At 71.0% G+C, this 17,651-nt stretch carries 14 protein-coding genes, 3 tRNA genes and 3 pseudogenes; 4 read left to right on the top strand and 16 right to left on the bottom strand.

Annotated elements, in window-relative coordinates:
* Positions 1-99: 99 nt before the first annotated feature.
* From ACFO3J_RS16135 to ACFO3J_RS16155, 5 genes are all read right to left on the bottom strand, one after another.
* Positions 100-528: a MaoC family dehydratase gene (locus tag ACFO3J_RS16135; protein ID WP_386430070.1), complete on the bottom strand. Its 429-nt coding sequence runs from the start codon at positions 526-528 to the stop codon at positions 100-102.
* Complete coding sequence (locus ACFO3J_RS16140) at positions 528-1,016, bottom strand: FAS1-like dehydratase domain-containing protein (RefSeq protein WP_386430071.1); 489 nt, start codon at positions 1,014-1,016, stop codon at positions 528-530. The genes ACFO3J_RS16135 and ACFO3J_RS16140 overlap by 1 nt, the downstream gene beginning before the upstream one ends.
* A 296-nt stretch (positions 1,017-1,312) precedes the next feature.
* Positions 1,313-1,477 (bottom strand): 50S ribosomal protein L33, encoded by a 165-nt coding sequence (gene rpmG, locus ACFO3J_RS16145; protein WP_004571794.1) that lies wholly within the window; start codon positions 1,475-1,477, stop codon positions 1,313-1,315.
* A gap of 89 nt (positions 1,478-1,566) precedes the next feature.
* Positions 1,567-1,639, bottom strand: a tRNA-Met gene (locus ACFO3J_RS16150).
* A 47-nt stretch (positions 1,640-1,686) separates the two neighbouring features.
* Positions 1,687-1,759 (bottom strand) — tRNA-Thr (locus tag ACFO3J_RS16155).
* A gap of 499 nt (positions 1,760-2,258) precedes the next feature.
* Here ACFO3J_RS16155 and ACFO3J_RS16160 point away from each other — a divergent pair.
* Both ACFO3J_RS16160 and ACFO3J_RS16165 read left to right on the top strand, forming a co-directional pair.
* Positions 2,259-3,482 carry an amidohydrolase family protein gene (locus ACFO3J_RS16160; RefSeq protein WP_386430072.1) on the top strand — a complete coding sequence of 408 codons (1,224 nt, stop codon included), beginning with the start codon at positions 2,259-2,261 and terminating at the stop codon, positions 3,480-3,482.
* Positions 3,483-3,492: 10 nt separating this feature from the next.
* Complete coding sequence (locus tag ACFO3J_RS16165; protein WP_386430073.1) at positions 3,493-4,155, top strand: NAD(P)H-binding protein; 663 nt, start codon at positions 3,493-3,495, stop codon at positions 4,153-4,155.
* Between the two features lie 22 nt (positions 4,156-4,177).
* Here the strand turns inward: ACFO3J_RS16165 and ACFO3J_RS16170 are convergent, their stop codons facing one another.
* From ACFO3J_RS16170 to ACFO3J_RS16195, 6 genes and pseudogenes are all read right to left on the bottom strand, one after another.
* Positions 4,178-5,347, bottom strand: a complete 1,170-nt coding sequence (locus ACFO3J_RS16170; RefSeq protein ID WP_386430074.1) for a DNA polymerase Y family protein — start codon at positions 5,345-5,347, stop codon at positions 4,178-4,180.
* Positions 5,344-8,874, bottom strand: coding sequence for a DNA polymerase III subunit alpha (locus tag ACFO3J_RS16175; protein ID WP_386430075.1), 3,531 nt, complete (start codon positions 8,872-8,874; stop codon positions 5,344-5,346). The genes ACFO3J_RS16170 and ACFO3J_RS16175 overlap by 4 nt, the downstream gene beginning before the upstream one ends.
* 448 nt (positions 8,875-9,322) lie before the next feature.
* Positions 9,323-9,745: a nitroreductase/quinone reductase family protein gene (locus ACFO3J_RS16180; protein WP_386430076.1), complete on the bottom strand. Its 423-nt coding sequence runs from the start codon at positions 9,743-9,745 to the stop codon at positions 9,323-9,325.
* Positions 9,746-9,888: 143 nt separating this feature from the next.
* On the bottom strand, positions 9,889-10,467 hold the full coding sequence (locus tag ACFO3J_RS16185; RefSeq protein WP_386430077.1) for a hypothetical protein: 579 nt from the start codon (positions 10,465-10,467) through the stop codon (positions 9,889-9,891).
* A 129-nt stretch (positions 10,468-10,596) separates the two neighbouring features.
* Positions 10,597-10,899, bottom strand: a pseudogene (locus ACFO3J_RS16190) (transglutaminase domain-containing protein); the annotation flags it as partial.
* 116 nt (positions 10,900-11,015) lie between these two features.
* Complete coding sequence (locus ACFO3J_RS16195; RefSeq protein WP_386430078.1) at positions 11,016-12,227, bottom strand: helix-turn-helix domain-containing protein; 1,212 nt, start codon at positions 12,225-12,227, stop codon at positions 11,016-11,018.
* A 189-nt stretch (positions 12,228-12,416) separates the two neighbouring features.
* Between ACFO3J_RS16195 and ACFO3J_RS16200 the strand changes: the two are divergent.
* Positions 12,417-13,042: pseudogene (locus ACFO3J_RS16200) on the top strand (FkbM family methyltransferase).
* A gap of 69 nt (positions 13,043-13,111) precedes the next feature.
* On the opposite strand, the gene ACFO3J_RS16205 reads toward ACFO3J_RS16200, so the two are convergent.
* The 3 genes and pseudogenes from ACFO3J_RS16205 to ACFO3J_RS16215 form a co-directional block, all read right to left on the bottom strand.
* Positions 13,112-14,254, bottom strand: a complete 1,143-nt coding sequence (locus ACFO3J_RS16205; RefSeq protein ID WP_386430079.1) for a DUF6236 family protein — start codon at positions 14,252-14,254, stop codon at positions 13,112-13,114.
* Between the two features lie 72 nt (positions 14,255-14,326).
* Positions 14,327-15,018: pseudogene (locus ACFO3J_RS16210) on the bottom strand (glycosyltransferase family 2 protein).
* Between the two features lie 8 nt (positions 15,019-15,026).
* Positions 15,027-15,815 (bottom strand): GntR family transcriptional regulator, encoded by a 789-nt coding sequence (locus ACFO3J_RS16215; RefSeq protein WP_386430080.1) that lies wholly within the window; start codon positions 15,813-15,815, stop codon positions 15,027-15,029.
* Positions 15,816-16,085: 270 nt separating this feature from the next.
* Between ACFO3J_RS16215 and ACFO3J_RS16220 the strand changes: the two genes are divergently transcribed.
* Positions 16,086-16,709: a DUF6082 family protein gene (locus ACFO3J_RS16220; protein ID WP_386430239.1), complete on the top strand. Its 624-nt coding sequence runs from the start codon at positions 16,086-16,088 to the stop codon at positions 16,707-16,709.
* 104 nt (positions 16,710-16,813) lie between these two features.
* On the opposite strand, the gene ACFO3J_RS16225 is transcribed toward ACFO3J_RS16220, so the two are convergent.
* Together ACFO3J_RS16225 and ACFO3J_RS16230 are read right to left on the bottom strand one after the other, a co-directional pair.
* A tRNA-Tyr gene (locus tag ACFO3J_RS16225) sits at positions 16,814-16,895 on the bottom strand.
* 190 nt (positions 16,896-17,085) lie between these two features.
* Entirely contained in the window at positions 17,086-17,544 is a 459-nt protein-coding gene (locus ACFO3J_RS16230) for a peroxiredoxin (RefSeq protein WP_386430081.1), read from the bottom strand.
* Positions 17,545-17,651: the final 107 nt, after the last annotated feature.

Here is a 17,651-nt window from a genome sequence, read left to right on the forward strand (position 1 = left end):
CGGGACAGAACGCAGCGGTCGGGCGAGCGGGATTCTTACGTACCGTGATGGACGACGGCTCTGGGCGAGGAGGCTTTCAGCCGGGCGGCGGCCGCCGGGTCAGGCCAGTTGGACGACCGCGCGGGCCATGCCCAGGACCTTCTGTCCCTCACTGGTCGCGATGAGGTCCACCCGGACGCGGTTGTCGTCCAGCAGGGCGGCGATCTTGGCGGTCACCTCGATGAGCGCACCCTGATCATCGTTCGGTACGACCACCGGCTTGGTGAAGCGGACGCCGTACTCCACGACCGCGGCCGGATCGCCCGCCCAGTCGGTGACGACCCGGATCGCGGAGGCCATGGTGAACATGCCGTGCGCGATGACGTCGGGCAGGCCGACCTCGCGGGCGAACTTCTCGTTCCAGTGAATCGGGTTGAAGTCGCCGGAGGCACCCGCGTACTGGACGAGGGTGGCGCGGGTCACCGGGAAGGAGCGCGGCGGCAGTTGGGTGCCGGGCTGGACGTCCTCGTAAGCGATCGTGGCCGCCATCACGCTTCTCCCTCTGCTGCCGCGACGGGTTCGGGGGCCGGCTCGTCCGCCGCGCGGGCGACCAGCTTCGTCATGGCGGTGACCACGTGCTCGCCGGACACGTCGTGGACCTCGCCGCGGATCTCCAGCACGTCGTTGCCGGCCAGTGACTTGATCGTCTGGATCGTGGAGGTCACGGTGAGCCGGTCGCCGGCCCGTACCGGGCGGGTGTACGCGAACTTCTGGTCGCCGTGCACCACCCGGCTGTAGTCCAGGCCCAGTTCCGGGTCGGAGATCACCACACCGGCCGCTTTGTAGGTGATCGTAAAAGCGAAGGTGGGCGGCGCGATCACATCCGGGTAACCCAGTGCCTTGGCGGCGTCGGGATCCGTATACACGGGGTTGTCGTCACCGATCGCCTCGGCGAATTCGCGGATCTTCTCCCGGCCCACCTCATAGGGGTCGGTGGGCGGATAACTCCGCCCCACGAAGGACTGGTCCAGGGCCATCGGCACCTCCGGTGCGGAAACGACTGCGGTACGGAAACGTCGGAACGGCGGGTCGGATCTTAACGCTTCCGGGCCTACGGGGACCTGCCGGGCCGCTGACGCAGCGCTGACCCGCGGGGGCGGGGCCACCCCGGACATGCCGAGAGGCCGCCCCCGGCGGTGACACGGGAACGGCCTCACGGCATGTCGGAATTCGGCCTGTCTACGGCCCTGTGCGTACGGTCACGGCGGTCACGGCGTGGTGCTGTGCTGTGGGCTGTGACGTACGGCTTTGGCTTGCGTGGGGACGGGGAGCGTCAGCGCGTCTCGCGGTGCGCGGTGTGCGCGTTGCAACGCGGGCAGTGCTTCTTCATCTCAAGACGGTCCGGGTCGTTACGCCGGTTCTTCTTGGTGATGTAGTTCCGCTCCTTGCACTCCACGCAGGCCAGCGTGATCTTCGGGCGGACGTCGGTGGCGGCCACGTGAGTGCTCCTTGACGAACGGGACGGGTGTTATGAACACATGGATAGTAGCCGACTGAGGGACCGATCCCACAATCGGCTACGGAGAGTAGCGGCGACCGGACTTGAACCGGTGACACAGCGATTATGAGCCGCTTGCTCTACCGACTGAGCTACGCCGCTGCGATGAACAGGCCCCCGCCGTGAACGGCGGGGAACCGATCCATCAGAGCCCCAATACGGAATCGAACCGTAGACCTTCTCCTTACCATGGAGACGCTCTACCGACTGAGCTATTGGGGCGAGCGAGGAAGACATTACACGCTTCGCTGCCATACGTGAAATCCGTTCCCCCCACCCAAGAGGGCGCCCGGGGCGGCCTCTTCCCCCCTCCCCCGGGCTCCGCCCGGCCCCGACCCGGGGCCTCCCCGCGCCTCTCCCGCCCTGACGGCCGACCCACGGCTCCGGCACCGCCTCGCCCCCGTACGGCAGTCCTCCCCGCCACCCCTGCCGGGCAGCGGCCGGGAGCCTCGCGGCGGCCTGCGGGCAGTTCGGCACCGCCGACATCCGCCGTCGTGCCTCCCGGCGCCGCGGCGGAAAACGGGGACCCGGGCCGCGTCCCCCGAGACCGGGGGCAGATGCGGACCCGGCGGGTCCTGCGGGCGGGCGCGTCGGGAGGGCGAAACCCGGGCGGTACTACTAATTGGGGGTAGCGGGTCAGGCGGGGTGGGGAGCCGTAGGCTCTGACGTGCGAGATCTTGGCTCCCCCCAGCGTCCGCCTTGCCCGCATCGGAGGAGCGCGATGACCGACAGCCCTCGGGAGACCGCCGCGGAGACCGCCACGTTGCTGCTGTGCGGCGCGCGGCTGATCGATGGGCGGGTCGTGGACGTGCGGTTGAGCGGGCCGCGGATCGAGGCGGTCGGGACCGCGGGGAGCCTGGCCGCGGGGGTGGCGGCCGGGGACGGGACACGGATCGACCTGCGGGGCTATCTGCTGCTGCCCGCGCCCGCCGAGCCGCACGCGCATCTCGACCAGGCGCTGACCGCGGGCGGGCCGCCCTCCGGGGACGTGGAGGACGTCCAGCGCCGCGCCACCGAGGGCGCGCTGCTCCAACTCGGCCACGGGGCCACCGTGGTGCGCAGCCATGTGCGGATCGGCGACGTACAGGGACTGCGCTCGCTGGAAGCGGTCCTCCAGGCCCGGCGCGCGCTGCGCGGCCTGGTGGAGGTGCAGACCGTCGCCGTACCGCGCCTGCTGACCGGCGTCGCGGGCGCCGACGGTTCGGCGATGCTGCGGGACGCGCTGAAGATGGGCGCCGGCGCGGTCGGCGGGTGCCCGGAGCTGGACCCGGACCCGAGCGGCTATACGGAAGTGGCCCTCTCGCTGGCCGCCGAGTTCGGCGTCCCCGTCGACCTGCACACCGCCGCCGACGACCCGGCCCGGCTGGCCCGGCTGGCCGCGATGGCGGGCGGGATGCGGCCGGGCGTCGCCCTCGGCCCCTGCCACGGCCTGCGCTCGCTGCCCGCGACCGCCGCCGCCTCGGCCGCGGCGCGACTGGCCGCGGCCGGCATCTCGGTGGTGGCGCTGCCGCAGGGCGGCTGCTGCGTACTGGACCGGGGCGGCACGGCGCCGGTGCGCGCGCTGCGTTCGGCCGGTGTGCGGGTCGCGGCCGGCAGCGGCGCGCTCGGCGACCTCACCAACCCGGTGGGCCGGGGCGACCCGCTGGAGGCCGCCTTCCTGCTGGCCTCGCACGGCGAGTGCTGCCCCCTGCGGGCGTACGACCTGATCAGCTGCGAGGCACGCGCGGTGATGGGCCTGCCGGAGGTCCGGGTCGAGGCCGGCTTCCCGGCCGAACTGCTCGCCGTGCGCGGCGAGAGCCTGCCCGGCGTGCTGTCCCTCGCGTACAGCCGGATCGTGATCCACCGCGGCCGGGTGGTGTCCCGGACCAGCGCGGTGCGCGAGTACTGCGACTCCGCCACCGAAGCCGTCCTCGACCTCCCACGCCAGTCGCCCCGCGAGGCGTAGCGTCACCCGTATGCGTACGGTTATCGCGGGCGGACACGGACAGATCGCGCTACGGCTGGAGCGGTTGCTCGCCGGGCGCGGTGACGAAGCGGTCGGGCTGATCCGGAACCCGGCACAGGCCGACGACGTGCGGGCGGTGGGCGCCGAGCCCGTCGTCCTCGACCTGGAGGCCGCGTCGGTCGACGAGGTGGCGTCGGTGCTGCGCGGCGCGGACGCGGCGGTCTTCGCGGCCGGCGCGGGTCCGGGCAGCGGCGCGGAGCGCAAGATCACTGTGGACCGCGACGCGGCCGTACTGCTCGCGGACGCCGCCGAGCTGGCGGCCGTACGGCGTTTCCTGATCGTCTCCTCCAGGGGAGCCGACGCCGACGCCACCGGCCCCGACGAGGTCTACACCGCCTACCGCCGGGCCAAGGGCGCGGCTGACGACGCGATCCGGGCCCGTAGCGCCGGCCTGGACTGGACGATCCTGCGCCCGGGCGCCCTCACCGACGCCGCCGGCACCGGCCGGGTCGATCTCGCGCCCGACACCGGCCGCGGCTCGGTCCCCCGCGAGGACGTGGCCGCCGTCCTGGTGGCCCTGCTCGACGCCCCCGGCACCGCCGGCCTCGTGCTCGAACTCGTCTCGGGCGACATCACGGTCGACGAGGCCGTCCAGCGCGCGGGCGTGCGGTAACGGGGCGCGGGACCAAGAGGGTTCACCGCTGCGTCCCCTCCTCGGCGGGCCGGGCGGCGGCCAGCGTCGCGGGATGGACGGCGTCCGGGCCGAAGCGGCGGCGGGCGCGGTCGGCGGCTGCTTCGGCGGCGCGGGCGCGGGCGTCATCGGGGTCGAGGCGGAGTTGGTGGTGGGCGTCGGCGACCGGCCTCAATTCGTCGGCGCGGAGCGTGTAGGCGCGTACGCGGGCCCGTTGCAGCCCCAGCGCGGTCAGCAGGCCGAGCGCGGTGGCGGCGAGCACGGGTGAGTGGCCGGTGGCTTCGGCCAGCGCGCGGGTGCGGGTGCTGGAACTGCGGTCGGCGTAGCGGACGGTGAGGGTGAGCCGGCCGGTGACCTGCCCCTCGGTCCGCAGGCGTTGACCGATCCGCTCGGCCAGGCCCAGGACGGCGCGGTGGTGCTGCTCCGGGTCCAGGCAGTCCCGGTCGAGTACGAGATCGGCGGTCGTATGGGCCGCGGGTGCCCGCGGGGTGACCGGGCGGGGGTCGTGGCCGCGGGCGCGTTCGGCCAGCAGCCGGGCCGGGCCGACGCCGAGCAGGCGCTGGAGGGTCGCCGCGGGGAGGTCGGCGACCTGGCCGATGGTGTGCAGACCGTATGTGCTGAGGATGGTGGCGGTGGCCCGGCCGATCCCGGGCAGCGCGGTGACCGGCCGGGGCCGCAGCCAGGCGGCCATGTCAGCCGGTTCGGTGGGGATCCGGGTGGTCTCCCCCGGGGCGGAACTGGCCGCGGCCATGGCGGCCAGCATCCGGTTGCCCGCGAGCCCCGCGCTGCTGTCGATGCCGTACAGGGCCATCAGCCGCATCTTCGCCGTCTGGACCAGGTCGTAGGGACCGAGGTCGAAGTAGCGGAGCGCCGAGGTCAGGTCGAGCTGAACCGCGTCGGGCGGAAAGGCCTGGACGTGCGGGGTGATGCCGCCCAGCAGCTCCAGCGCGTCGGCGTACCGCTCGCCGCCGAGGGCACCGCGCACTCCGGGGGAGCCGGGCGGGCCACCGCGCAGGTGCAGGTGCAGATGCGCGATGTGCCGCGGGCGGGTGCCGGCGTTCCGAGCGCCGGTGCCGGTGCCGGTGCCGGTCAGGCTGCCGGACCCGGACCCGGACCCGGTCGAGGCTCCGGTCGGGCTCCCGGCCCCGGCCCCGGTCCGGCCCCCGGGCGTCATCCCGCGCTCCCCTGGCTGCGATGCCCGAGCTTCTTCAGGTCGGCGGCGCGGGTGCCGGCCGGCTGGAGGTCGGCGTACGGGTGGAGGCGGGCGCCGCTGGTGCCGTTTTCGAGGGTGCGGTGCGGCGGCTGGGCCGGGGTCGGGTGCGGGTGGCCGGCGCCGAGCAGTTTCAGCGCGGCCTCGGGGCCGTCGTCGCGGCGAGCGGCGGCGATCTCGTCCAGGTCCCAGGCCATGCTGCCGACGACGGTCCGCCGGGTGCCACGGACCTGGACGGTGCCGCGGACCAGCAGCAGCCCGGAGTGGAAGACCGTATGCGCGCAGTTCTCGTGCGAATCCTCGAAGAACGCCAGGTCCACCATGCCCGAGCCGTCCTCCAGGGTGACGAAGATGACGCGCTTGCCGCTGGCGATCGGCGGGGTCTGGGTCGAGGCGCGCACCCCGGCCACCAGCACCTGCTGCCCGGCGTTGAAGGCGCCCAGGTGGGCGGCGTCGATCGCGCCGATCTCCCGCAGCAGCCGGTGGTGGTGCTCCATGAGATGGCGGGAGACATCGATGCCGAGGGTGTTCAGCTCCGCGCTGAGGCCTTCGCGGCCGGTCATCTCCGGCAGCCCGCTCGGCTCCGCCCCGCCCACCGCGCCCGCCTCGATGGGCAGTTGGCCGCGGCCCGCGCTACGGACCCGGGACTGGCGATGCAGCTCGGCGATCTGCAGCAGCAGGTCCCGCCGGGTCAGCCGGCCGTCGTGCAACTGCGCCATCGCGCCGATCTGGGCGAGGCGTTCGGCGATCGGCCGGCTGGGACGGGCCCGCTGCCAGAAGTCCGACAGCGATCCGTACGGCTGCCCGGCCTCGATCCGCGCGCACTCGTCCTCGCTGATGCCGTGCACCCCGGCCAGCGCCAGCCGTACCCCCCACTGGTCCCCGTCGGCCCGTTCCACGATGTGCTCGGTCCTCGAGCGGTTGACGTCCACCGGCAGCAGGGGGACCCCGCGCCGCCGGGCGTCGGAGACGATGACCCGCTTGGGCCACATCCCCGGGTCGTGCTCCAGCAGTCCGGCCAGCAGGAAAGCCGGGAAGTGCGCCTTCAGCCAGGCCGACTGGAGGGCCGGGACGGCGAAGGCGACCGCGTGCGCCCGGCAGAAGCCGTACGCGCCGAAGGACTCCACCGTCGCCCACACCTCGTCGCGGACCCGCTGGTCGTAGCCGCGGGCGGCGGTCGCGCGATGGAACCAGGCCTTGATCTCCGGCAGCTTCCCCCGGTCGCCGAGCAGCCGCCGGCCGACCTCGGCCCGGTCCCGGTCGCACCCGGTCATCACATGCAGCGTCTCGATGATCTGCTCGTGCCAGATGGTGACCCCGTAGGTGTCGAACAGCACCGGCGCCAGGTCCGGATGCGCGTAGTGCGGATCGCCGCCGTGCCGGGCCGCGATATAGCGCTCGGGCATGCCGCCCGCCACCGGGCCGGGGCGGAAGAGGCTGATGTCGGCGATGACGTCCTGCACGTCCCGGGGCTGCATCCGCGACAGCAGATCCTGCTGGCCGGGCGATTCCAGCTGGAACATGCCGATCGTCTGGCTCTCCTGGATGAGCTTGAACGCGAACACGTCGTCCAGCGGCACCTGCTGTCCGTCGTCCAGGTCGATACGGTCGCCGGTCACCCGTTCGATCTCGGCGACGGCGTGGGCCATCGCGGACTGCATCCGTACCGCCAGCACGTCCAGTTTGATGTTGCCCAGCGCCTCGATCTCCTCCTTGGCCGCCATCGCCATCGGGTAGTCGCCCTGGGGGGTGGGCTGCACCGGCAGGCGGTCCAGCAGGGTCGCGTCGCTGATGACCACACCGCAGGGGTGCATGGCCATGCCGTGGACGAGGGAGTCGAGCCCTTCGGCCAGCTCCCACAGCGGGCCGTACTTCCCGGCCTCGGCGGCGAGCTGCTTGAGTTCGGGCAGTTCGGCGAGCGCGCCGGTGATGTCGCAGGCCCGCAGGTGCGGGAAGCTCTTGGCGATCCGGTCCACCTCGTCCGGCGCGATGCCCAGTGCCAGGCCGGTGTCGCGCAGCGCCCTGCGGGCCCGGTACGTCTCCGGCATCGCGGTGACCGCGACCCGCTCCTTGCCGAACCGGCGGAAGATCGCGTCGTAGCACTCCAGCCGCCGGGCCGACTCCACATCGATGTCGATGTCCGGCAGGCTCTTGCGCAGCGGGCTGAGGAAGCGTTCGAACAGCAGGCGGTGGTCGAGCGGGTTGGCGGTGGCGATGCCCAGCGCGTGGCAGACCATCGAGCCGGCGCCGGAGCCGCGGGCCGCGACCCGGATGCCCAGCTCCCGGATGTCGGCGACGACCTGGCCGACGGCGAGGAAGTACGAGTCGTAGTCCAGTCCGGAGATGACCTTCAGCTCGTCCGCCAGCCGGTCCTGGGCGCTCCGGTCGCCGTCCAGACCGCGCCGGACCAGGCCGGCCGCGCACCGCTCCCGCAGCAGCCGCGCGGCCCCGCCCGGCGCGGCGCCGACGACCTCCGGCTCCGGGAAGTGCCGGGTGCCCAGGCCGAGGTCGGCCGCCGGGTCGAGGCGGCAGCCGGCCGCGGTGGCGGCGGTGTCGGCGAGCAGCCGGGCGGCCCTTCGCCGGTCCGCTCCGGCGCATTCAGCGACCTCCTGGGCGACCAGGGCCATGTCCTGCCCGGGTTTGAGCCAGCGCTGCCCGCTGTCCAGCCGGCGCGGGTCGATCGGCCGCAGCAGCCGGGCGGCGTCCAGCACGTCGGCGAGCCGGTGCTGGCCGGGGTCGGCGTAGCGGACGGCGTTGGTCAGTACGGCGGTGGTACGGGTCCGGTCGGCCAGCGCGAGGGTACGGGCGGCGAGGCGGAGGGAGCCGGGGGTGGTGCCGGTGGGGGTGGCGGGGCTGGTGCCGGGGGCGGGGCGGGTGCTTGGGGCTGGGCCTGGGCTTGAGTCGGGGCCGGAGCCGGGCTGACCGTGGCGGACCACCTCCAGCCGTACCCCGTCACCGAAGATCTCCCGCCAGGGGGCGAGGAGCCGGACCGCGAGGTCCTCCCGGCCGGCCGCCAGCGCCCGTACCGGCTCCGAGAGCGGGCCGAGCAGTACGGTCAGCCCGCGGCCGCCGTGCTCGCGCAGCGCCTGCCACGGCACCTGGACGGGGGCGGCGTTGCTCGCGGTGCCCACATGGGCGGCGCTGGTGATCCGGCACAGCCGCGCCCAGCCCTCCCGGTCCTGGGCGAGCAGCACGAACCGCAGCGGCGGCTCGACGACATACGCGCCGCCGCGTACCGGCGTCTTCAACCGCTGCTCCGGCGGCAGCGGCGCCAGCGCCTCGACCGCCAGATCGATGCCGAAGACCGGGCGTACCCCTGTCTCCGCGCACGCCTGCGCGAACCGCACGGCCCCGGTGACGGTGTCCCGGTCGGTGAGCGCCAGCGCTTCCATCCCCCGCTCGGCGGCCCGCCGCGCGAGCTGCTCGGGGTGCGCGGCGCCGTACCGCTCGGAGTAACCGGACGCGACATGCAGATGGGCGAAGCCCGCCATGCCGCACCTCCATCACTCCACCCCGATCCGCCGTGCTCCGGCCTGTTCCGGCCCGTTCCAGCCAGCCGCCCGATACGTTTCCTCGTACGTTCGTTCGATTAGCTTAGCGCGGTAGACGCAGGTCAGCGAGCTGATAGCGGGCGCGTCCCCTCGCGCGAGGCGTCGAACGGGCGACCCGGACAGGTGCTTACCGGCCATCTCCGTGGCCGCACAGCGGACTTGGTTCCGGGAGGGGTCACGGGCTCGTCGCGATGAGATGCGTCACGTCGCGGAGGGGCGCGGGAGGGGGTGTGCGGGGGCGCGGGAGGGGTCGCGGCCGGGCCGAGGGCGCCGCATCCAGACGGGCTGCCGACGCGGGCGCGGAACGTCCGGGGCATACGTCGGGGACATACGTCGGGGGCGCACGCCTGAGACGTACGCCCCCGGGAAAAACCGGGAAAAAGAGCGCTCAGCTGTCCACACGGGTCAGCACGATGACCGGGACACGACGCTGCCCGGCGCGCCGCTGGAAGTCCGCGAGGTACGGCATACGCCCCAGCTGCTCGGCCCAGAGCCGCTCCCGCTCCGCGCCCTCGGATTCCGCCGCCGTCACCGCGTACGCCTCGGTCCCCACCTCGACCTGGGCCGACGGATCGGCCAGCAGGTTGTAATACCACCCCGGATGGTTCTCCCTGCCGCCATTGGCCGCGAAGACCACCAACCGCGCCCCGTCTTCGAGATACGTCATCGGCATTGTGCGCGATTCGCCGCTACGCGCACCGGTCGTGGTGAGCAACAGCAGGGGCGTGCCCTCGAAGTCCCCGCCCACGACACCGCCGGCCGAGCGGAACTCGTCTATCACTAACTGATTGCGTCGCAGTCGCTCCGACATGTCCTCAATCCTCCCAAAATTTGCCAACTCCCCCTGTGTGCAGGGGAGTCGGCTCCCTGCTCAGGCTCCGGTACGGCGAACGTACCGGGCCGCGACGAGAGCGTGGAGATAGAAGGGGAGCGCGGACCGGCCCGCAGCGGAACCTAGGCCGCCTGCCCGTGGGCACGTCCGTGGGCCTGCCCGTGGTCGAGGCCGTTCAGCCGACGGTCCACCCGGGTCAGCCGGGCCTGGCTGCGGCGGCGGTTCCACAGCAGGAAGGCCAGGAACGCCAGGCCACCGACCAGCCAGCACAGACCGGCGACCGGATGACCGGCGACGAACCACAGAACCGCGCTGCCCACGACGATCACGAACAGCGCCGCGAAGGCCATGACCGCGCGCCGCACATCGTGGAGCTTGCCGAGCTGCCACCGCACCAACTGCCCCATCAGCCGCCGCTGTTCTGGATCCTCGGGCACCTCGCCGCGCCGCGCCTGCCGCGACAGCCTCGGCAGATCCTTGGCGTCCACCCCGGTGGACCGGCTCACCCGCCGCCGTCCCATCACGGCGGCGAGGGCCATGAACCCCCCGTAGAAGACCGCCGAAATCACCGCCGCCACCACACCGTCATGCGCGAGCAGCCGGAACCCCAGCCACAACACCCCGGCGAACAGGGCCGTCACCCACCACGAGTTCAGTAACCGCCGTCCCTTGCCCGCCTGCTCTTCCTCACCCGTGCCCATACCGTCATCTCCCACCGGTCAAGGGCATCCGGTCGACGCCCTCCCGAATCGGCTACCCGGCCCCGGTCCAACAACTCGATGGGCTCGGCCTGTTGGCGTGGGTGCCGGATTCCGTGCCGGCCGGGAGCTCTAGCGGCCCGCCGAGCGACGCCCGAGAACCGGCTCGGCCAGCAGCCGGGCCGTCCCGCAGAGCGTCTGGCCATGGCGGGCGAAGAGTTCGTCGCGCGAGCCGAAGTGGCCCAGATCGGCCAGGACATAGGCGGACAGATCGCAGGGGGCACCCCCGGCGGCACAGACCGTCGCCCCGTCCCAGTCGACCGCCGTCCTGGCCAGCGCCTCGAACAGCGTCTCCGCACCGGCATTGGTGAAGCCCCCGCCGGGCGCCTCGCTCAACTCATCAAGCCCACCGAAGAGTTCCGAGACCGACACCCACGGTGCCACAGCGTTGGCCACGCCCCGGGCCGTCGCTACGGCGCCGGGGTCCTACTGGCCAGACTTACGAAGCGCTGAGTGCGACAACAGTGACGCAGCGTCCCACTTTCGCGACGCTAATCGGCGACGCCCAGGAACTCGGCCAACGGCCGCAGCCCCGGCGGGTGGTTGGGGAGCGCCCACAGGTCGCGCACGATGGCGACGGCCAGGGTGTCGTGCTGCATCCAGGCGGGCGCGACCCGGCGCAGTGATTCCAGCGTCTTGACGGCCCCGAGCGCGTCCCCGATGTCCGAGTGCGCGCGCGCCACGTCGAGCAGCAGCCACGTACGCCACGAGGGCGGTGTGTCCTTGGACAGCCGCATGCCCTTGGCCAGGGTCAAGGCGTCGGCGGAGTGGCCGTACTGGACGGCCAGGCGGACGCGTTCGATGCGGACCGAGGACGGGCTGAAGACGCTGATCATGCGGTTGTCGCTGCCGGCAGGCAGCTTGGAGACCCGGGCGGCCTCCGCCTCGGCCGTTTCCATCATCGCCGCCGCCCGGTCGTAGTCGCCGCTTCTCGCGGCTGACGTGGCGGCGCTCATGGTCAGGCCGCCCCACACCTTGAGCCCGTCGGCCGTGGCCGTGTGATCGGCTTTCCTCATGTCGTCGGCAGCAGTGAGCGCGATGGCCAGCGCGTCGTCCAGGCGGCCCTGCCGTTGGTAAGTCCACGCCATCGAATTGACGATCATGGGCACGAGCAGCGGATCGGCGGACTCTTCGGCAACGCTTATCGCGCGCTCCAGGCTTGTCAGCGCCAGGTCCGTCTTGCCCATGCGCACGGCAACGTGCCCACCGAGCTGCAGTGCCTTCCCCAGGGCCGCGAAACCGGCTTCACGCTCGTCGTCGCCGCCGGAGACCGAGGCGGAACGGGCCTGGGAGATCAGATCGGGCAGCGCCTTCATCACGGCGTCGAACTCGGCCGCGTGATACTGCGTCCAGCCGTCCGCGATCCGATCCCGCAGACCACCCAGGGAGAAGTCCTGACCGGTGGAAGCTGGCAGCGGCCCCCAGAGCACAGGCATGATCGCTCGACGCACGGCGACGAAACGCGGCCCGTCGTTCTCACCCGAGGCGACGGCCGGCGGATCACCGAGAAGCGTAGTCAGCTCCACGCCCAGTCCGTTCGCCAACGCGTGCAGGGTGGGCAGCCGCGCCGAATGCTTCCGCCCCTGCTCAAGCTGACGGATCACGTCAACGGACACATCCGAACGCTCCGCCAGTTCCTCTTGCGTGAGGTCGGCCAAGCGACGCAACCGCCGCAGCGTCCGCCCCAGATGTTCGCTTGCCACGTCATCACCGTACGCCCCGGTCCATACGCCGAGTGTGCGGCGAACACCGGCGGACGGGACCGGATCATCTCCGCTGTCCCGCTTTCGGCGAGGGGCCGACAGGCTCAGGCTCGGGAAACGCGCGGTGTTACGGTGCGCGTGGCGGCGGGCAGAGAGGTGGTCGGATGGGCAACCCTCGGGCGGTGGTATGTGCGGAGCGCGCCGGGCGCGTTCGCCAGGGCGCCCTTGGCCGACCTCCTGAACTCGCGCCTACGGGACAAGCCGCGCCGCCTGGTCACCGAGTCGGCCGTCGGGCCCCGGTTCGCTGTCGATACGCAAGACCTGATCCAGCGGTACGTGTACCTGTTCGGCGTGTGGGAACCGCGGATGACGCAGTGGCTACGGCGACGGCTGCGGCCCGGAGACACCTTCATTGACGTCGGGGCGAACATCGGATACCTCAGCGTGCTGGCCTCACAGCTCGTCGGCCCGAGGGCAGGGTCGTCGCGAAGGCGCGGGTCATCAAAGTCGACGGCGAAGGCGCCTAGGGCAGTGTCGTACGGGGCATAGCACCGCTGCTCGGCAGGCTGCGGTCGGACGCGGAGATCACCGTAGAGGTGACACCGGAACGTATCACCCAATTGGGCGACTCGGTGGACGAGTTGCTGGACACCATGCGCGGCGTCGGCTTCCACCTCTACCGGCTCGCCGATGAATACGCCGCCGCGAGCAACCCCACCGCGCTGAACGGCACCTCAGCCCCCCGCTGGTGTGGCCCGGCCACCGGCGAGAGCGACCTCATCTTCTCGCGGATCGACGCCGAGACGCTGCCGTAAGCCTCCATCGGTGCCCAGACACGCCGTAAGGCCGCACACAGGGCTGAGCCTTCGATTCCTGCACAGTACTCAGGGACGAAATCCTGCACGGTTGAACTCTTTACTCGCGGAGAGCAAATAGGCCGCGGGCGAATTGGCGCGCCGCCCACGGCGCTCTCTGACCGCATGATAGAGATACGGTACGACGGTCAGGACCGTTGCAGCAGTGGCGAGTTCGAGGTGTCCTCCTGCCGCCGCGGCAGCTCCGAGGGCCGTGCCGGACGCAGTTCCCAGGTCCACCTTCACCTGCAGTACGCCGACCGTCGACTCAATGCCGAAAGCGCGCAGCGCACCGCGCAATTCGTCGAGGTGGCGCTTGGTGGTCCTCTCGTACAGCGCTTGCAGATGCGCCTGGGCAACAACAGGGTTCTCCACCTCCGCGACCTGCGCCAGCTCGGCGGCCAAGGATTCCACATGTTCTTGGAAGGCCGCGAGTTCGGCCGAGTGCCGTCTTCTGAATTCGAGGAGGCGCGAGACAGGAACGGCGGCGATCCCTTGCGGTCGGATGGCCGCAGCGAGTGCCAGGTGCATGTACGCGGACTGCGCTTCCTGGATGGGGAGGTAAGGACTCCGCCCATGCAGCAAGCTCGCGAGGCGATCCAGGGCTCCGACGGCATAATGCATCGACGGCTCATCGGTGACCGGCGACATCGCATTGCTTCGCGCCATGGCATCGGCCAATGCCGCCATATAGACGGAGCCAACCTTCGGATGCATTCCCAGCCATGGGCCCGCATCGCGTCGCTCGACGGCAAGTCCCGCCCGGACGAGATCCTCCCGCAGGGCCTGGCTAATTTTGCTGAAACTACCAGCATATACCCAAAACAGAGAGCTGTGCGGAAAGGGTGAATGCCAATTCGGTGGCATCCGGTAGAGCCCGACGTCAGGGTCAGAACCGAGAAACCTAGCTGCGTCATAGACACTGCGAAGGGGAGCCAATTCGCCGAATTCGCCGGCATCCGCGCCCGGCCCGACCAGAATCCGAGAGAAGGCATTCGCGACGGTGTCCAAATCGGCTCTGCTCGGCTGTATATCCAACAGCAGATCGGACTCCTCGCGGACTTGCCGCACCAACTCGCCGTCGAGATCCCCGACTCCCTTGGGACGAACCCGCGCGATCCTGTCCCAGGTCAGCAGTGCGAGCTTGAACCAATCGTCATCCTGAAAATGCATCCAGGGGTAGTACAAAGCTATGCGCGACATTTCTCCTCCGCCCGTCGAGTCGGCAACATCGGGCTCGCACGCTCATCCTGGCAGGGAAGGGCCTGCCGGGGTGCTGGCTAGCGGAAGCCCGAGATCGGTGACTCGGGTCAAGAAGGTCGGTGCCGCCTGCCGCGGCGCCTCTGCACGAGCTTCGATTATCGCCATACGGGCCACCCGTTCGGCTTGGTCGATGTGGTCGGACTGGGCGGTCGCCTGGCCCTCCCACTTCCGGTACAGGAGGCCGTATTCGCGGGTGAAGTAGCCCCGCGCGACGGCGTTGAGGGCCAGGAGGAGGCCGGTGTCCTCCGAAGCTGGCAGGGCCATCCAGCCGCCGAGGGCGAGGAGGAGGTCGCGGCGGACGAAGAGGGTGGCCGGGTGGACCTGGGCGCGGAAGTTGTTGGCCTTCCAGAAGGCGACGACCGCTCCCTTCTAGATCGGGCCGTCCTGCGGGTCCTGGTCGAAGCTCGCCGTGGAGCCGTCCGGGAGCAAATCCAGGACGCGGGAGGTCGCCCACCCGAGGGCGGGGTCGGCTTCCAGGAGGGCCAGGTCGCGGGCGAGGGCGCCCGGGGTCAACTGGTCGTCGGCGTCGAGGACTTTGATGTAGGGGCCGGCCGCGTACGCGAGGGCCATCGTGCGGGCTCCTGCGCGTAGAGGGACTTGTACGCGTCCGCGAGGAAGGGCGCGGCGGGCGGGTGGACGGCGGTGATGACGTCGATGCGGCGCGGGGCCGGTATGCCGGAGGTCACCACCTGTCGAGCCGGGTGGTGTAGAGCATCTCGGTGCGGTCGCCCGGCAGGATCAACACGGAATGCTCGACCGGGCGGTCGTCGGTGTCGTACGCGGTCTTGCGGACCACTAGGACCGCCGAGCCGGCCGGCATCGCCAGTTCCTCCGCCTCCTCCACGGTCGGCGGGCGGGCAGCGACGAATTCCTCCATGCGGTCCAACTCGATGCCGATGGAGAAGAGTTGGCTCTGCGTACCGCCGGGGTACGGCTCCTTGCCCTCGTCCAGGAGGTCCGGATTCACGGCGACCATCTCGCGGACGAGGTAGGACCGTACAAGGGTGAAGGGCGCCGGCTCCGCGCGGTAGCGGGTGCGGTAGACCCGCTCCACCAGAGCCGTACCGACCGGGACGCCGAGCGCCTTCGCGACCTCCGGCTCGGCAGCCACCTCACGATAGGCGGCACGGAAGACGAGGTCGCTCTGGTCCAGCCCGCTGTCGTGCTCGGCGGCCCCGGTCCGCGCCCGGTCCGACTCGGCATCGCGCGCCCGGCCCTTCTCCCACTGATGGCGCAGGTTGGTACGCAGCACAGGAGTACGCGGCCGGCGGACGAAATTGCCGCGCCCGTGCAGCTTCTCGATCAACCGCTCCGCCTGCAAGACACCCAGCGCCTGGCGGATCGTCGGCAGACTCTTGGCGTACTCCTCCACCAGCGTCGTCTCGGCCGGCAGACGGTCGCCCGGGCTCAACTCACCCGCACTGACGCGCCGCCGCAGATCGTCAGCGATACGTTCGTACGCCTTGGCCATCGGGGCTCACCATCCTGATCATCGGGCGACCCCAGCGTACAAGTCCTCAAGAGGACCGAACGAGCACGGACGCCCTGCCGCATCGGCGAGTCGCGCCCAGGCGGTATTGGCAACGGTTGAGGCCACCTGTGGACAAGGCCGAGCCGAACACCGGAACGGGTCGAAGCGAGTTCCGCGTCGATACGGTCGAGAGCCGTAGCGACGCGGAGTGGGGGCCAGGTGTTACGAACAGCGAGGGCAAGGATCGGCAAGGTCGGGGTCTACGTGGCAGTGAGCGGGCTGCTCTTCGCCGCGCTGATCGTCGCCACTCCCTTTCTCCTCCAGGCGGTCAGTCCTGGAGATGCCAACTGGGGGAAGCTCAGCGAAATCAGTCAGGCTTACGGCGCCGTGTCAGTACCGCTGTCAGCAGCGGCACTGGCGGGTGTAGTCGCCTCATTGGCGTACCAAGCCCGTCAGACGCGCATAGCCCAGGAGGATGCCCATCGCAGCACCCACAGGGAGTTGATCCTGCTCGCACTCGCCAGTCCGGCCCTACGCCCCTGCTGGGAGCCCCCATTCGTCCCCATGACGTCCGCGGAGTGGGAACGCATCGCCTTCACCAACCTGATCATGAGCGGCTGGGAGAACGCCTTCCGACTTGGTTCGCTCAGCGACGACCAACTCCGTCTCACCCTGAGGGGGCACTTCTCGGGAGCGCCGGCCCGTATGCACTGGGCCAACGCACGCGACTCATGGATCGAGCTGGTTGAGCACGGCACCGACCGTCGCGCACGTGACTTCGCGAGGATCACCGAGGAGTGCTTCCAAGCCGCCGTACTGGCGGGTCCAGGAGTGCAAGCCGCCGACTACTTCATCCCGGAACCGACCAACGGTGCCGGAGGAGGGGGAAGCTGAGGCGCTCGGCGCCGGATCAAGTCCCGCGCGCAGCCTTCCGCCCAAAACAACCGAAGAGGGCCCCTGACCCGCGCGAGCGCGGGTCAGGGGCCCTCTTCGAGGTGTGGCGGCACGTGGATTCGAACCACGGTAGGCAGAGCCGACGGATTTACAGTCCGTTCCCATTGGCCACTCGGGCATACCGCCATGGGGTTGACGCCGGGAGGCCCCGCTGGGGGCGGGGGGTCTTGGCGACGGGGTAAACGATACCTGATCCGGAGGGGTGGTTCGCCACTGGATTGATCAGAGGTGATCAGGGTTGAGGGCGGCGGGGGAACTCCGGGGGCCGCGTCCGGAGGGGGCGGAGGCGCCCCGGGGTTCCCCGGCCGTCCGGGGGTTACGCGCTCTGCAGTTCCTTCACCACCGACAGCGCCTGGTCCACGTGGTCGTTGAACTTGAGCATCGCGGAGAAGGTGTGCCGGATGACGCCCTCCTGGTCGATGACGAAGGTGATCCGGCCGGGGACCACGCCGAGCGTGGTGGCGCCGTACTGCTTGCGCACGGCCTTGTCGGTGTCGGCCAGCAGGATGAAAGGCAGTTCGTGGCGGCCGGCGAACTTCTCGTGGGAGGCGACCGTGTCCGAGCTGACGCCGATCACCTCCGCGCCGGCCTCGGTGAAGGTCTCATAGCTGTCGCGGAAGCTGCACGCTTCGATGGTGCAGCCCTTGGTGTTGTCCTTGGGGTAGAAGTAGAGGACTACTACCTTTTGTGTCAGTCTGTCGCTGAGTGTCACGGGTGCCCCCGACTGATCGGGGAGCGTGAAGTCCGGTGCCTTGTCGCCAACCTGCAGGCTCATCGCCATCTCCTTGGCTCGACTCACGTGTGGACTGCCCACGTCGTCGGCCATCCTGCCGCACCACCGCTGACCAGAGGCGGACAGGCACCTCTCAGTGCTCTCAACGG

The organism is Streptomyces polygonati, assembly GCF_042650325.1.
In the GTDB taxonomy this organism is placed as follows: domain Bacteria; phylum Actinomycetota; class Actinomycetes; order Streptomycetales; family Streptomycetaceae; genus Actinacidiphila; species Actinacidiphila polygonati.

Bases quoted from the DNA above. Each gene is read 5' to 3' on its own strand.
- ACFO3J_RS16135 (WP_386430070.1), bottom strand. From the start codon at position 528: ATGGCGGCCACGATCGCTTACGAGGACGTCCAGCCCGGCACCCAACTG.
- ACFO3J_RS16140 (WP_386430071.1), bottom strand. From the start codon at position 1,016: ATGGCCCTGGACCAGTCCTTCGTGGGGCGGAGTTATCCGCCCACCGAC.
- ACFO3J_RS16160 (WP_386430072.1), top strand. From the start codon at position 2,259: ATGACCGACAGCCCTCGGGAGACCGCCGCGGAGACCGCCACGTTGCTG.
- ACFO3J_RS16165 (WP_386430073.1), top strand. From the start codon at position 3,493: ATGCGTACGGTTATCGCGGGCGGACACGGACAGATCGCGCTACGGCTG.
- ACFO3J_RS16170 (WP_386430074.1), bottom strand. From the start codon at position 5,347: ATGACGCCCGGGGGCCGGACCGGGGCCGGGGCCGGGAGCCCGACCGGA.
- ACFO3J_RS16175 (WP_386430075.1), bottom strand. From the start codon at position 8,874: ATGGCGGGCTTCGCCCATCTGCATGTCGCGTCCGGTTACTCCGAGCGG.
- ACFO3J_RS16180 (WP_386430076.1), bottom strand. From the start codon at position 9,745: ATGTCGGAGCGACTGCGACGCAATCAGTTAGTGATAGACGAGTTCCGC.
- ACFO3J_RS16185 (WP_386430077.1), bottom strand. From the start codon at position 10,467: ATGGGCACGGGTGAGGAAGAGCAGGCGGGCAAGGGACGGCGGTTACTG.
- ACFO3J_RS16205 (WP_386430079.1), bottom strand. From the start codon at position 14,254: ATGCATTTTCAGGATGACGATTGGTTCAAGCTCGCACTGCTGACCTGG.
- ACFO3J_RS16215 (WP_386430080.1), bottom strand. From the start codon at position 15,815: ATGGCCAAGGCGTACGAACGTATCGCTGACGATCTGCGGCGGCGCGTC.
- ACFO3J_RS16230 (WP_386430081.1), bottom strand. From the start codon at position 17,544: ATGAGCCTGCAGGTTGGCGACAAGGCACCGGACTTCACGCTCCCCGAT.